The following is a 15,007-nucleotide window of genomic DNA, read 5'->3' as shown; positions in this document are numbered from 1 at the left end:
ATTTTTTACCAATCCATATATACCATGAAAAATATCTATTCACTCTGGTGCATGCTATTGCTGCCGGCAATTCATGCGATCGCACAAGACAGGACGGTGACCGGTTCGGTGACCGCGAAGGACGACGGTACCGCGCTCGCGGGGGTTAATATCAAGGTCAGGAACGCCCACATCGGTACGCAGACCAACGGAAATGGGGAGTATTCTATTAAAGTGGGAAGTGATACTACCGTGCTCGTTTTTAGTTATATCGGTTTTGAAACACAGGAAATAAAGGTAGGCGGCCGCTCGAAACTCGACATTTCGCTTGCGCAGGACACGCGGCAACTGGGCGAAGTGGTGGTAACGGCATTAGGCATCCGGCGGGAAGAAAAGTCGATCGGTTTCGGGGCTCAGAAACTCGACGGCGGAGAGCTGAGCAATGTACGGGAGGCAAACCTGGTGCATTCGCTCTCGGGCAAGCTCGCGGGCGTGCAGGTAGCGGGTAACACGGGCTCGATGGGCGGCTCGGCGAAGATCAATATCAGGGGTATCAATTCGATTTACGGTAACAATAACCCGCTCTTCGTTGTGGACGGAATGCCGATGGAAAACCGGAATACCAACTCGCTCGAACAACAACGCGGGGCGGGCGGCTATGACTTTGGGAATTCCATCCAGGACTTAAACCCGAACGACGTCGAGAATGTGACGGTGCTCAAAGGAGCGGCAGCCACGGCATTGTATGGCAGCCGGGGTTCGAACGGGGTGATTGTGATTACTACTAAAAAAGGCGGCAAATCGCGGAAGCCTAACCTGAGCTACACTTTCGGCTACAATATCGACAAGGTGTATAAACTGCCGCGTTACCAGAATAAATATGGCGGCGGCTACCGTTTTCAGAAGCTGTATTACAATGATAACCCGGAGGCTTTCCCCGATGACCGCAAGGGCAGTTATGACGATAACGACGGGAAAGGTCGCTACGATTTGCTTCCGCAATACGCCACCGACGAATCGTGGGGTCCGAAATTCGAGGGGCAGCTTTACCGGCCATATTGGAGCTGGGATAAGGACAGCAAGAATCCGGATTTCGGCAAAGTGGTACCCTGGGAAGCGCAGCCGAATAATATCAGGAGCTTCTTTGAGACCGGAAGCACCTTTAACCATAACATTTCCCTCGACGGCGCTACCGATAAAGGTTCCTACCGCATTTCCTATTCCAATTTCGACCAGAAATTCATACTGCCAAATTCCAAGCTAACGCGCCATAATGCGAGCATCAATGCCAGCTATGAGGCCATCAAGAACCTGACGATCTCAGGCGCCGCGAACTTTGTGACACATTCGGCCAAAGGCAGGCCCGGAACCGGTTATGGCGACGATGGTGCGAACGTGATGGTACAGTTTACTCAGTGGGGCCAGCGGCAGATCGATTTCAACAAAATGAAGGAATACGAACTGCCCGACGGCACACAGCTTACCTGGAACCGCTCATCGTGGTTCAACCCCACGCCCCGGTATTCGAACAACCCGTATTGGGTAAGGCACAAAAACTACGAAACCGACGGCCGCACGCGCGTTTTTGGTAACCTCGCTGCGAGTTACAAACTGGCCGAAGGGCTTACCGCAGAGGTGAAATATATGACGGACACTTATTTTGAAACGCAGGAAGAGAGGGTTGCCATTGGCTCGCAGTACACGTCGCAATACTGGCTGAGTAAATACGGGCATTTGGAAAACAATATTCAGGGATTGCTGTCCTATAATAAGCTTTTTACCAAAGACTTTTCCTGGAATGCCAACGTGGGTGTGAACCGTATGACCCGCACCGGCTCTACGCTCATTTCGAAAACGGTGGACGGGCTGAGCTCGAATGTTTTCAGCCTGGAAGCATCGATGGGCCGGCCGGATATTACGGACTTGAAAACCAAAAAACGCATTAATTCCGTATTCGCGAGCTCTTCATTGGGATACAAGGACATGCTTTTCCTCGATCTGGGTGCACGAAACGATTGGTCATCGACATTGCCGGTGAAGCACAATTCGTATTTCTACCCCTCCGGTTCGGTATCGTGGATCGCCTCCGGGCTGATCGACGCAAACTGGCTGAATTTCCTGAAACTCCGCGCGGCGCTCGCCCAGGTGGGCAACGACACCGATCCGTACAATGTGACGCTGGCATACCTGCTTTACCAGCCATTCGGTACGGATTCGCGCGTTTCGGTGCCCAATACGTTGCCTAACCCGGATCTGAAACCGGAAATTACCTCAGAATACGAGTTTGGTACCGAGTTGAAAGTGCTCAACAACCGGTTGGGACTGAATTTGTCGTATTACAACCGCCGCACCCGGAACCAGATTATCCCGCTGAGCCGCTCGGCTGCTACGGGTGCCACCTATAAGTATGTGAATGCAGGTTTGCTTCAAAACAAAGGTATTGAGCTGAGCCTGAACGCGTCGCCGGTTTCCGCCGGCAACTTCAAATGGGACATTACGTTGAACTGGGCGAAGAATCATAACAAGATCGTGCGTCTTACCACCGATCAGAAGACGATGGTATTAGCCAGTGCGCCGTTTGCCGTGCAATTGGAAGCGCGGGAAGGAGAGTCGTTCGGCTCCATAGTTGGTTATGATTTTGTATACAACGAAAAAGGCCAGAAAGTAGTGAATGAGGACGGGGTGTACCTGCGATCCGACGAGCAGAAAGTGCTGGGTTCAGTGCTGCCGTCATTTACCGGCGGGGTGATCAATGCGTTCCGCTACAAAGGTTTTAACCTCTCGGCGCTGGTCGATTTTCAGAAAGGCGGCAACTTCTTCTCGACGACGCAAATGTTTGGCCGTGAGACGGGCATCCTGGAAGAAACCGCAGCGGGGAGCATTCGTGAGGATGGTATCATCGCCGAAGGCGTGAAGCAGGACGGCACGCCTAACGACGTAGTTATTTCAGCGCGTGATCATTACAGCAGCAACGGGAACGGTGGCTATAATATCAACTCGATCGACGTAATTGACGCCAGCTATATTTACTTGCGTGAGGTCAGCCTGGGATATAACCTGCCTGAGGGATGGGTTTCCAGAACGCCGTTCAGCAAAGTGCGTGTGGCGCTCACCGGCAGGAATTTGTGGTTGATCAAATCGAATTCCAAACACGTCGATCCTACTGCGATCACCAATTCCATTTCCAACTGGCAGGGGCTTGAAGGCGGCGCGCTGCCGTCCGTCCGCTCGATGGGCGTGAACGTTTCTTTCGGATTTTAAATGAGAACAGCTATGAAAAATATCAGGAAAATAACCAGCGCATTACTGCTAACCTCGGCGTTGGCCTGTACCGACGGTTTTGAGGAAATGAACAAGGACCCTAACCGTGCAGAACATGCTACTTCGGCGCAGTTGCTCACGAACGCGCAATACAATTTTTCCACCAACATTACCGATGAGTGGAACAATGGCCGCTTTGGAATGTATTATGCCCAATACTGGTCGTCGACCTACTACTCGGATGAGAGCCGCTACCAGATCCGTGAAAGTACCAACCAGATCATGTGGAACTCCTTTTACACCGATGTGCTGAGTGAGTTACACGAAGCGCAAAAAGTGGAGCAGGAATCGCAATGGGCGGGATATAAAAACCGCATTGCCATCGCCGGGATCGTGAAGGCATATACCTACCATTTCCTGACCGACATTTACGGTGGCCCCATTCCTTATGCCGAGGCGTTGAATGCCGGCGACGTCACGCCTGCATATAATACGGGAGAGGAGGTTTACGCCGGCTTGCTGACCAGCCTGGACGAGCACATCGAGAATCTCGATGCTGCCGAACCGAGCTACGCCACAGGCGATGTTTTATATGGCGGCGACGTGAATGCCTGGAAACGCTTCGCCAACTCGCTTCGGCTACGCATCGCGTTACGTATGATCGACGTGAAACCTGCCGAGGCCACAGAAGCGATCAAAAAGTCGCTGGATCCGGCCAATGGCGGTATTATCAGTACGCAGGAACAAAGTGCCCTGTTCCGCTGGTTGCCTTCGCCGCCGAACAACAACCCGATGAACCAGTCGTTCAAAGTGCGTGTGGATTTCTCGATGTCGAAGCCGTTTATTGATTACCTCAAACTCTACGACGATCCCCGGCTGCCTGTTTTCGCGCAACCGCGCCTGAATACCAATGATTATGTAGGCGAAGTGTACGGGCAGGAAAGCAGTGATGCAAGCTCCAACGGCGACCCGACGTTGGTGAGTTTACCATCGAACTATGCAGTAGGCGCTACTGCCCCGACTATCTGGCTGGATCTGGCCGAAGTGAAATTCATGCTCGCTGAAATCCAGGCCAGGGAGCTGAAAGTCGGGCTTACCGGCACCGCGGCCCAATATTACCAGGAGGGTATCACTGCCTCTATGCGCTTCGCTGGCGTACGCGAGGAAAGCATTACAGTTTACCTCAAAAAAGTGCCTTACAATGCCGCTAAATGGAAGGACAGCATCGGCTCACAGAAATGGATAGCCATGTACACCCAGGGCATTCAGGGCTGGCTCGAACGCCTCCGGCTGGACTTCAAGGACCCGATCACCGGCAAGGCCATTTTCGCCCTCCCTGCGGACGGTTCCCTCGATCCGGACGTTACCGACATCTCCAAGCGTATGACCTACCCACTCGTCGAAGCCTCACTCAACGGCGCGCATTACCGGACCGCGTTGGAGAAACTGGGCGGTAGAAATAGTAAGGGGGCCAGGAATTGGTGGGATAAGTACTAATTATCAGCCGGTCGCAACGGTAACCGTTCGTTGCGACCGGGTTTGGTAATTTTGTTGCATGACAAAAATTTACACACTATCATCAGCCTTTACTTTTAATGCGACGGGTGAAAAAGTAGATGCGGTGGCGTCGCCTGCCAGCCGTTCGGAGATAGTGGCTTCGAGAGGCGCTTTCCAGTTTAATTTCCTTTCTCTTTTGAAGGAGTATACGGTGTACAAACTCCAAGTCGGATCAGATCCTGTCATTCATGGACTTGTTGCTTTCAGGCCGACTCGCGGCAAAAACGTTAGTTGATTTGTACTTTAAAAATGCTTAATTTTAGATATATGGAACGAACAGTGAAAAATAGAAGCTACAAAGAGGTCTCGTGGGAAGATGAAGATCCGAAAGGTCCTATGATGGTCTGGAATGGCCCGAGATCGAAGGAGGATGTCGAATTTATGAGCAATTGGGCGATGGCAAGAAAAATCGAGCTCGAAAAAGAAAAAGCCCAATCGGCCGGTAAAACCGATTAGGCGCTATTATATTAAAAACTCTTCAAATAACGCACGGAAAACGTTCTCCCAGGAAGGTTATAACCGCGTTTCTCGTAGTAATTCTCGTCAGTCACATTGTTTAGTTTCAATGCGACGGTGTGGCCGCCGGGGATTTTGAACTGTGCGGCGAAATCCAACACCATATACTGTGGATATTCGATCTCAGGATTGATAGGATCGGTGTAGTCGATGTCCTTTCTTATTCCGACCGCCCTTCCTGAGAACCGTAGTTGCAGCCATCTCAAATCATCATAAGCCAACCCAAAATTGAAAGTATTGCGGGCGACATTCTGAATGTCGCGGCGTATTTCGGAGGCATCGGTGCCTACGATGAGTTCTTTCGCTTTAATTATGGAATTACCGTTCCAGAATGCCTTCAATGAATAGCGATAATCGCTTTTTGCCCCAAAATCATAAGACAGCTCGGTTTCAAGACCTGTGATTTCAGCATCTGCTGCGTTAACAAATGTGGCGCGGGAAACAATCACGTCGCCGTTTTCCAAAGGCTCGTTTACGACTCTGATGATTTTAGCAATGCGGTTATCGACGTTGGTACTGTAGAACGTCACATTGGCCGCGAAACCGGATTGTGGTTTGTTGAAATCCAGGCCCAGGTCCCAACTCAGGCTGCTTTCGTTTTTCAGGTCAGGATTACCGGCTGTGACGGCAATGCGGCCCTTGGAATCGCGTACTTCGTTGTAACCAGCTACGCTGTATGCGTCGGTGGTGACGAAGGCCCGGCCGATGTTGGCTTTCGCGCGGAGCGATGGCAGAAGGGCATAGGTAGCTCCCAGGCTCGGGCTGGCGAAAGGCGTTGTTTTTTTACCGGCTTTGTAGGTAGGCAGCAACGGCGTTTCGCGTACGTCGAAGGTAACGTGGTCGAGGCGGAGTCCTGGTTGTAACGTAAGTTTTCCAAAATTCAATAATGTCTGTGCGAAGAATGCGCTGGAAATCAATGCGTATTCGGGCTGAGTAGGAGCACGTTCGGTAGTGTCGTTGGTCCAGCGGCGGCTGTTAGTGGATGCATTGAGATAATCGTAGCCCCATATCACCGAATGCCGGCCGAGCTTCCAGACGTCTTTCACCTGTATGCCTTTCCATGCATTATGTCCTTGTGCGGAACGGAATGGCACCACCGGTTTACCCGACACATTCTGGGTGTAGTTTTTGGTGTTCTCTTCCGAAGTATACACTTTCACGCTCGGGCTATGTTGCCCGACTTGCCCGGTTAATGAGATATCAAGCGCCTGACGATCAATATCCTTGGTGCTGGCTTCTGTACTGCCCGAGGACAGCTCTCCTGGTGATTCTACATCCCGCGCCTGGAATTGCTCCCCACACACATCCACCCGCCAGCGATCGTTGATCTGATAACCCAACCTTAACGCACCGGAAAAATAATGCAGCTTGGTGAACGGCCGCCGGTTGCCGTCACCGGTTGTTTCGTCGGTTTCAACGACGGGACGGTCGGTGTAGTTCTTTTGCGCATGTTTGTAGCCGAATGCATTGCGGAGCCAGTTATCCTCACCGATTTTGTAATCCTTGGATCTTTCCAGATAGCTGAATGACAAATCGTAATCCAGTTTGGAAGTAATATTGCCGCCTGTGTTGAGGCCGGCCTGTAATGTCTTGAAACTTCCATATTCCAGGAATGCATTGCCGCCGGGGGTACCTTTGGAGCGTTGGGTAATAACATTGATCACACCGCCCATGGCTTGCGAGCCGTACAGTGACGACGCGGGGCCTTTCAGTACTTCAATCCGTTCAACGCCATTCAGATTGATCTGGGAAAGGTTGGTTGCACCCGCCGGGCGGCCATCGATGAGCAACAGCGTCCGCTGGTTTAATCCTGAAAACTGCGGACGAAATCCCCTGATACCGATGCCGGAAGACAGATTGGGGTACTGGATCACATCCACCGCGGCTGCTTTTCGGACAATATCGGTCAGGTCGGCGGAGGGCGTCATCTGAATATCCTCTTTGGAAATAATATCCAGCTTCTGAGCGATCTTTTCCTTTTTGGTTTCAAAACGGGTGGCAGTTACCACGATCGGATCGAGCAGCTTTTTAGCCGTCGAATCCGCGTTGCTTTCCTGGGCGGATGCTGCCGACTGCGCTACGGTTGAAATGGCTAGTAGTGAGAGCAATAAGCCGCCGACTGAAATGTGGGCGGGGCGGTAGAATTGGGTATACATTGTTAGAATTGAAATGATTCAAAAAGAGTGATACCGCCGATCAGGATCGAAAATACACCGACCAGGTAGTTGACGATCATCAGAAAGCGTTCGCGCTTTCCGGCAAAACGGCCGATGGAAAAGGCGAAAAAATAGCCGTACGCTGACATGGAGAGGATAATGCCGATACTTTGCAGTACAATGATCCAAACGGCGGTCATGGCATCGCGGGCCGCGAGTGTAAGTGCCACTGCGCACGCCCCGCCCGTACCGGCAAGACCGTGCACCATGCCTACCCAGAATGAGCGGCTCACCCTGCGTTCGACTGGCGCCGGTACGGGGGCGTCTGTTTTGAAATTCCGGCGGATCGCCATAATGCCGAGCCAGATCATCAATGGGCCGACTAATAGCTCAACCTGGTCGGCAATGTGCAGCGACATCGTAGATTTGAGCAAAAGCACCAGAACGGCGAATAGAATTAGTGTGAGTGAATGCCCCAGCGCCCAGTGGGAGGATCGCCAAATGAGTTTCCATCGAATGGCCGGGTTCAGTGGGGTCACCCCCGGCTGGGCCGCTCCCGGCCGGACCGCTCCTGGGGCCGCACTATTGTTTTCTTCCGTGGCAAGAACCGAAACCGCAGCCATATGGTCGGGTTCGAAGGAATGCTGCACACCCAGGAGCAGCGAGTCAATAAGCAGATACTGGATCATTTGGATTTCCGCATAAATTAAAACATAACTTATGGGAGAATGCAGGGAGTAGCGCAGCCGCAATGCAGCCTGCCGTTTCCTCTTGCCTTTCTTCCCGAAAGCAAAACCGGATTATTCAACGGCAGGTCTTCTGGCTCGTTCAGCTCTTGCGCCTTCCCAGGAGTAATGATTGAATGACTGAATTTTGAATGATTGAATGATCGAATACTTTTTATTCAATCATTCAAAATTCAATCATTCAAAATTATATCCCAGTGACATCTTACAAGAACATCGTTTAGTGAACTTACAGCAGCGGGTACTGCTCCGGATTTGCACCGGATTCCCTTTTAATCACGCCGGGGGCGCGAACCAATGAATAGACAAAGCTAGGTGTTTTTGTTGGAGATAAGCCAGAAAAATAGCCGAATACCGCTAACTTTACGGCATTAAAAGTTCTTTAACATACTTCTCCAACAGGAAAAGGGATTGCGTATCAACGCATTCCGGGGGAATCGTCGGGGCCACCCATGTGGTGGAGTCACGAGCTGTCGCGCAACTGTAAAGGATTAATGATTGAATGACCGAATGACCGAATGATTGAATATTTACTATTCAATCATTCAATCATCGCACCGGCGACCCGGTCAGTTTTTCAATCATTGAACTAAGCCAGAACACCCATCCTTTTCCTTGTTGACAGTGCTTTCGCGGTATGAAGCAGGGTCTGGTTTGGATATTCGTCGGTTTTCGCCGCTTTGCGGTCCGACGCTCACCTGGCGTGTTGCTGCCTGGGGAGTTCCTTTCTGTTTTCTGCTGATTATTTTGCTTGTCTGTCAGCGCACATCAAATCTTGATTTTTCAGGCTGCTTTGATTTTCGAAGGACTGCGACTGCTGTGAATGATGTTCAGGACTTCAATACGTACCGGCTTGATACGGTAAATGACCAGGTATCTGCCATGTAGCAGGTTCGTTACATGCCGGTTTTAGTCGGAATGAAACGACAGATGGGATGATGAAGATATTCAGAAGAAAGCTGATTGAGTTTCTTGAACCATACGATTTACCTCCTCGTCGGTCATCGGCTGACCGGGAAGCGCGTAGTTGGTTTTCAATGTTTTGATTTTTCCCATAATCAAAAATGATAGGGATTTAACTCAAAAGAAAATAGGTGTCCAGAAGATAGTAACCTCATGACTAACCCAAAATCCAGTTTTCTAATCTCCGCGCCGTCCAGTAATTCGGGCAAGACTACTTTGACCCTCGGGCTACTGCGTGCGTTGCGGGAGCGAGGGCTGGGTGTGCAGGCGTTCAAATGCGGGCCGGACTATATCGATACGATCCACCATACGGCTGCCGCCGGTCGGCTGGGGTTGAACCTGGATACTTTTATGGCTTCGGAGGCGCATATGCGCGGCGTGTATACGCATTATGCGTCGCGTGCGGATGTGAGCGTGACCGAGGGCGTGATGGGACTTTTCGACGGTGCCGACAAAATGAAAGGCAGCAGCGCCGAGATCGCTGCATTGCTGGATATTCCGGTGGTACTGGTGATCAATGCGCGGTCGATGGCCTATTCGGCGGCTCCGCTGATTTACGGGTTGAAGAATTTCTATCCCGGAATCCGCGTGGCAGGTGCGATTTTCAACTTCGTCAATACCGAATCGCATTACCGGTTTTTACAGGATGCATGTGCGGACGCCGGCGTGGAAGCATTGGGGTATTTGCCTAAAAATGAGGAGCTGCATATTCCTTCCCGGCATTTGGGCCTGCACATTTCCGCAGAAACAGATTATGAACAGATTATCCAAAGGCTGGCAGAGATTATCCCGCGGACAGTGAACCTGGACAGGTTGCTGGAACTTACTGCCGTCGGTTGTAGCGGCGAAAATGAGCCAGTTTTGAATCAGGAAAATCAACCACACCTACAAGATAATTCCCGGGACCTGCGCATTGCCGTCGCGAAAGACGAGGCTTTTTCATTCTTGTATCACCAAAATATCACATGCCTGCGCACCTTCGGAGAAGTGCAGTGGTTCAGTCCTTTGAATGACAAAGCCTTGCCTGAAACCGACCTGGTCTACCTGCCAGGCGGTTATCCCGAGCTGTTTGCGGCACAATTGGCTGGAAACCTATCGATGCTGGAAAGTATTCGGCAGTATTGTGAAAGCGGAGGATTGACCTATGCGGAATGCGGTGGGCTGATGTACCTGGGCAGGGAGATTGTCGATAGCAAAGGCACTGCATTCAAAATGGCCGGCGTGCTTGACCTGGCAACTACGCTCCAACATGCCAAGGTGACGCTCGGCTACCGGGCTATGCATTGGGATGGTCTGGAAATCAAAGGTCATGAATTTCACTACTCTTCATTGAAAGAGCCATTTGCGCAGGCGTCGCTTGCACCAATGACTAATGCAAGGGGGATGCCGGTTGATACACAGTTTTTTAGAATGAAAAACACCTTTGCCGGCTATACGCATTTCTACTGGGCCGACAAGCCCGAATTCATTCAACACCTCATCGACCAAACCACAGAAAAAGCCGACGGCCGACCGCCGAAAGCCGACAGCCCACAATGAAACGCCAGCGCATTACCCGATCTGACGGAAAGTCCATTAACCTCGTGCAGCGGCGCGGGCATCTTTCCTATTGCTACAATGCATGCTGCTGCGGGCGCGTCGATCGCGGATATGCGCCCATTCCCGTGGAATTGTATAAAAATGAGTGGCTGAGACGGAAACTGCGGAACGTCGTACACATGACGAAGGGCGGTTGTCTGGGCCCGTGCACATTGGCGAATGTAGTGACGCTTTTGTTCGACGGTCACTCGGTGTGGTTCCATTCGATCAATTACGAATGGCAGATCATCGCGATTTTTGACTACATCGAAAGTATGGTTAAGGCCGACCGATACCTGGTGCCGCCCTCGGATCTGGCCGAATATGTATTTCAGTTTTATACCTGGAAAGGTTCCGAAACTTCAACCGAATTGGGGCAAACCGCCATTCCTACCGATGGAATCGTGTTCCTCACACATGCGGATACGGATTTGCTCACGCTCGACCGCGCCATGCAGCTTTTGCCGGATGATTTTCCCAAGACGACTGGTATCAGCCTGATGGCGATCAAAAGCGAAGAGCAAATGCAGCAGATTTTGCAACGTGAAATTGCGGAAGCGAAAATCATCATTATTCGCATTCACGGGCGGTTGAGCAGCATTCCCGGGTTTAATGAGCTGGTAAAACTGGCCGGCCAGCGTGGACAGCACCTGATCGTGGTGAGCGGTACCGGAGAACTGAACCCCGAATTTGCGGCCGTATCGACGGTTTCACCCGATATTTTGCATGAAACCCTGGCCTACTTACAGGCGGGTGGTTATAGTAACCTGATTTCGCTCCTGAGCTACCTTTCTGATCACTTACTGATGACCGGTTTTGGCGCAGAGGCACCTGTAAACTTGCCGGAGCAAGGTATTTACCATCCCGATTTACCCGAATTTGCCGACGTATCCGACTGGCTGAAATACCGTAATCCGGCCCTGGCGACAGTAGGTATTACTTTTTACAGGGCGCATTGGTTGAGCGGGAACACTCAGTTCGTGGACGCGATGATCCGCGCTCTCGAGGAACGTGGTGTGAATGTGCTGCCTGTGTTTACATCTTCGCTCAAATCGGTCAATACCGCAACCGGCAAGCCGCTGGCATTTGAATTTTTCAAAACGGGTGCGGGGATGGGAATTGATGTGTTGGTGAATACGATTTCGTTTGCGATGACGGATATACAGCCAGTAGGGCAGGGGAGCACCCCTTCCAGGGCATTGCTGGACCTGAACGTGCCGGTTTTGCAGGCGATCACGAGCGGTATGGGGCGCGGGCCATGGGAATCCTCGGCGCGGGGACTTAACCCGCTCGATACGGCGATGAATGTAGCTATTCCGGAGTTTGACGGGCGGATTATTACCGTACCCGTTTCATTTAAGGAGAAAGCGAAAGATACGCGCGGGTATGAGCCATTGGATAACCGGATCGATCGGGTTGCTGGCTTAGCTATCCGGTTTGCACGTTTAAGACATTTGAAGAATGCGGATAAAAAGGTTGCATTCATATTGACCAATTCCAATACCAAAGCATCACAGATCGGCAATGCGGTAGGGCTGGACGCGCCGGCTTCGCTCATGAATATCCTGCGGGCAATGCAGGACGAAGGCTATCGGATAGACGACCTGCCTGCGACGGGCACGGAGCTGATTCACAAATTGATAGACTTGTGTGCCTATGATGAGGATTTCCTGACACCAGGCCAGCTCGCGCAGGCTGCGGCCAGCGTTTCCGCTGTGCAATATGCGGGTTGGTTTGAGGAACTACCCGAAGCTGCACGGCAAAAGATGCTGAAAAAATGGGGGCCACCTCCCGGCGAAACCTACGTACATGAAGGCCATATTGCCTTGGCCGGGCTCAATTTGGGCAATGCATTTGTGGCATTGCAGCCACCACGGGGTTATGGCATGGATCCCGATGCGATATATCACCAGCCCGATTTGCCGCCTACGCATCACTATTACGCATTATACCGATGGCTTCGCGACGGCTGGGGAGCCGATGCCATTGTACATGTGGGTAAGCACGGGACGCTGGAATGGCTGCCCGGAAAGGGGATTGGTCTATCGGAGAATTGCTTCCCGGACGCATTCCTGGCCGATTTACCATTGTTTTACCCATTCATCATCAACGACCCTGGCGAAGGTTCGCAAGCCAAACGGCGCGCGCACGCGGTCATTGTCGACCATTTGACACCTCCGATGACTTCGGCAGATACCTACGGCGAATTGGCGCAACTCACGCAATTGGTGGATGAATATTATCAGGTTGAAAGCCTGGACCCTTCCAAATTGCCCTTGCTGCAAAGGCAAATCTGGAATCTGATCAAACAAACCAACCTCGACGCTGATCTTGCGGCCATGTTGAGCCGCGATCACGGGGATCATAAGCATGACTGGGACGACGATATGACACCCGAGGGGGTGCCGGTCAGCCTGTCGGAAATGGAAGGAAAGGATATCGCGCATTTGATCGAGGATATCGACGGTTATTTGTGCGAACTCGGTGCCGCGCAAATCCGGAATGGATTGCATACGCTGGGTGAAATGCCGGAAGGGGACGCATTGCTCGATATGCTGCAAGCGCTCACCCGGCTTCCAAACGGGCCTGTGCCGGGAATGCAGGCTGTTTTGGCAAATGTATATGGTCTTAATATTGAGACACTTTATCAACTAAAAGGTCAAAAACTCCGTACGCCGGCAGATGCCCTGGCGGTATGGGCCGGTCGGTCGGTTGTTACGGGGGCAGATGCGCTGGAAGTGCTAGATGAAATGGCGGCGCATATTGTCAGGCTGTTTGAGCATTACAGATTTGACAAGTCGGCCATTGACCGGGTCCTATTTGAGTCGATCGAACGCAATCCGAATTTACCCGAGCTGGCTGGTCTTCGCAAGATACTCAGTTTCATATCAGAGGAGCTTGTGGGGAATCTGGCACGCACGGACGAAGAAATTACTAATCTCCTGCATGGTCTCTCGGGTGGGTACGTGCCTGCCGGCCCGAGTGGCGCGCCTACGCGCGGGATGGCGCATATCCTTCCCACGGGAAGAAATTTTTACGCCGTCGACCCGCGGGTCTTGCCTTCCAAAGCGGCCTGGGAAGTGGGGCAGCAATTGGCCAGGGAGGTATTGGATCGCCATTGGAAAGAGACCGGCAGATATCCTGAGAGTGTCGGCATCAGCATTTGGGGAACGAGTGCCATGCGCACGCATGGCGACGATGTGGCCGAAGTACTGGCATTGCTGGGGGTACGGCCCGTATGGCAGGCAGAAAGCCGGCGGATAAATGGTTTGGAAATCATTTCGTTGGATGAACTCGGCCGTCCCCGGATCGACGTGACGACACGTATCAGTGGCTTTTTCAGGGACGCATTTCCGCATCTGATCGAGTTGATGGATGAGGCAGTACAGATGGTGATCGCAGCAGACGAGCCTTTGGAAAAGAATTTTGTAAAAAAGCATTATTTAAAAGAACTCGCCGAATTGCAAAGAGACGATGCATTATCCATAGAGCAGGCCGAAGAGCGGGCTGCCTACCGCATTTTCGGAGCCGCGCCCGGCAGTTACGGGGCCGGTATATTGCCTTTGATCAACGAAAAGAATTGGCAAACCGATGATGATTTTGCGCGGGCGTACATTAACTGGGGTGGTTATGCCTACTCGCGCAATGCACAGGGCGTGGACGCCCGCAAGGAGTTCACCCAGCGGCTTGCAGGCGTGGAAGTAGCATTGCATAACCAGGACAACCGCGAACATGACCTGTTCGATAGCGACGATTATCTGCAATTTCACGGTGGGATGATCGCCACGATCCGTAACCTGACAGGCCAGCAGCCCAGGCATTATTTTGGTGATTCCCAGGACCCTGCGCGACCGGTAGTAAGGGATTTGAAAGAAGAAACATTGCGTGTTTTCAGGTCGCGTGTCGTGAATCCTAAATGGATCGAAAGCATCAAAAAGCACCACTACAAAGGTGCACTGGAACTCACCGCCACTGTCGATTACCTTTTTGGTTATGACGCTACGGCCGGTGTGGTGGATGACTGGATGTACGAAAAGGTCGCCGAAACCTACGCGCTGGACGCTGCTATGCAGCAGTTTTTTGAAGAAAACAGCCCGTGGGCGCTTCACGCCATTGCTGAGCGCCTGCTCGAAGCGGCGCAGCGGGGACTTTGGGAAAAGCCGTCGGAAGAAGCGTTGGAAGGCTTAAAGGATTTGTATCTCAAAAGCGAGGCGCTGCTGGAGTCCAGAAGCGAATAATGCCCTTTTAAAT

The 15,007-nt window shown here is 51.8% G+C and carries 8 protein-coding genes and 1 riboswitch; of the genes, 5 read left to right on the top strand and 3 right to left on the bottom strand.

Going from position 1 to position 15,007, the window contains the following annotated elements:
* Window positions 1–24 precede the first annotated feature (24 nt).
* Both ACQ4MZ_RS23140 and ACQ4MZ_RS23135 read left to right on the top strand, forming a co-directional pair.
* Entirely contained in the window at window positions 25–3,240 is a 3,216-nt protein-coding gene (locus tag ACQ4MZ_RS23140) for a SusC/RagA family TonB-linked outer membrane protein (protein WP_430848975.1), read from the top strand.
* Window positions 3,241–3,252: 12 nt separating this feature from the next.
* Window positions 3,253–4,737, top strand: a complete 1,485-nt coding sequence (locus ACQ4MZ_RS23135; protein WP_430848973.1) for a SusD/RagB family nutrient-binding outer membrane lipoprotein — start codon at window positions 3,253–3,255, stop codon at window positions 4,735–4,737.
* Between the two features lie 69 nt (window positions 4,738–4,806).
* Here the strand turns inward: ACQ4MZ_RS23135 and ACQ4MZ_RS23130 are convergent, their stop codons facing one another.
* Window positions 4,807–4,983, bottom strand: a complete 177-nt coding sequence (locus ACQ4MZ_RS23130; RefSeq protein ID WP_430848971.1) for a hypothetical protein — start codon at window positions 4,981–4,983, stop codon at window positions 4,807–4,809.
* Window positions 4,984–5,064: 81 nt separating this feature from the next.
* Here ACQ4MZ_RS23130 and ACQ4MZ_RS23125 point away from each other — a divergent pair, with 81 nt between their 5' ends.
* On the top strand, window positions 5,065–5,253 hold the full coding sequence (locus tag ACQ4MZ_RS23125) for a hypothetical protein (protein ID WP_430848969.1): 189 nt from the start codon (window positions 5,065–5,067) through the stop codon (window positions 5,251–5,253).
* 11 nt (window positions 5,254–5,264) lie between these two features.
* On the opposite strand, the gene ACQ4MZ_RS23120 is transcribed toward ACQ4MZ_RS23125, so the two are convergent.
* A complete protein-coding gene (locus tag ACQ4MZ_RS23120; protein ID WP_430848967.1) occupies window positions 5,265–7,469 on the bottom strand; it encodes a TonB-dependent receptor plug domain-containing protein in 2,205 nt (734 codons plus the stop codon).
* Window positions 7,470–7,471: 2 nt separating this feature from the next.
* Window positions 7,472–8,158, bottom strand: coding sequence for a hypothetical protein (locus ACQ4MZ_RS23115; protein ID WP_430848965.1), 687 nt, complete (start codon window positions 8,156–8,158; stop codon window positions 7,472–7,474).
* Window positions 8,159–8,261: 103 nt separating this feature from the next.
* A riboswitch (cobalamin riboswitch) is annotated at window positions 8,262–8,529 on the bottom strand.
* A gap of 802 nt (window positions 8,530–9,331) precedes the next feature.
* Here ACQ4MZ_RS23115 and ACQ4MZ_RS23110 point away from each other — a divergent pair.
* Together ACQ4MZ_RS23110 and cobN are read left to right on the top strand one after the other, a co-directional pair.
* Window positions 9,332–10,717, top strand: a complete 1,386-nt coding sequence (locus tag ACQ4MZ_RS23110) for a cobyrinate a,c-diamide synthase (protein WP_430848963.1) — start codon at window positions 9,332–9,334, stop codon at window positions 10,715–10,717.
* A complete protein-coding gene (gene cobN, locus ACQ4MZ_RS23105; RefSeq protein WP_430848961.1) occupies window positions 10,714–14,994 on the top strand; it encodes a cobaltochelatase subunit CobN in 4,281 nt (1,426 codons plus the stop codon). The genes ACQ4MZ_RS23110 and cobN overlap by 4 nt, the downstream gene beginning before the upstream one ends.
* Window positions 14,995–15,007: the final 13 nt, after the last annotated feature.

Source organism: Dyadobacter sp. BHUBP1 (genome assembly GCF_050587785.1).
In the GTDB taxonomy this organism is placed as follows: domain Bacteria; phylum Bacteroidota; class Bacteroidia; order Cytophagales; family Spirosomataceae; genus Dyadobacter.
The sequence above is the reverse complement of the archived record's forward strand: the minus strand, read 5'-3'. Positions and strand labels throughout refer to the sequence as shown.

Excerpts from the sequence above, each read along its gene's own strand:
- ACQ4MZ_RS23140 (WP_430848975.1), top strand. The coding sequence starts at position 25 with ATGAAAAATATCTATTCACTCTGGTGCATGCTATTGCTGCCGGCAATT.
- ACQ4MZ_RS23135 (WP_430848973.1), top strand. The coding sequence starts at position 3,253 with ATGAAAAATATCAGGAAAATAACCAGCGCATTACTGCTAACCTCGGCG.
- ACQ4MZ_RS23130 (WP_430848971.1), bottom strand. The coding sequence starts at position 4,983 with ATGACAGGATCTGATCCGACTTGGAGTTTGTACACCGTATACTCCTTC.
- ACQ4MZ_RS23125 (WP_430848969.1), top strand. The coding sequence starts at position 5,065 with ATGGAACGAACAGTGAAAAATAGAAGCTACAAAGAGGTCTCGTGGGAA.
- ACQ4MZ_RS23120 (WP_430848967.1), bottom strand. The coding sequence starts at position 7,469 with ATGTATACCCAATTCTACCGCCCCGCCCACATTTCAGTCGGCGGCTTA.
- ACQ4MZ_RS23115 (WP_430848965.1), bottom strand. The coding sequence starts at position 8,158 with ATGATCCAGTATCTGCTTATTGACTCGCTGCTCCTGGGTGTGCAGCAT.
- ACQ4MZ_RS23110 (WP_430848963.1), top strand. The coding sequence starts at position 9,332 with ATGACTAACCCAAAATCCAGTTTTCTAATCTCCGCGCCGTCCAGTAAT.
- cobN (WP_430848961.1), top strand. The coding sequence starts at position 10,714 with ATGAAACGCCAGCGCATTACCCGATCTGACGGAAAGTCCATTAACCTC.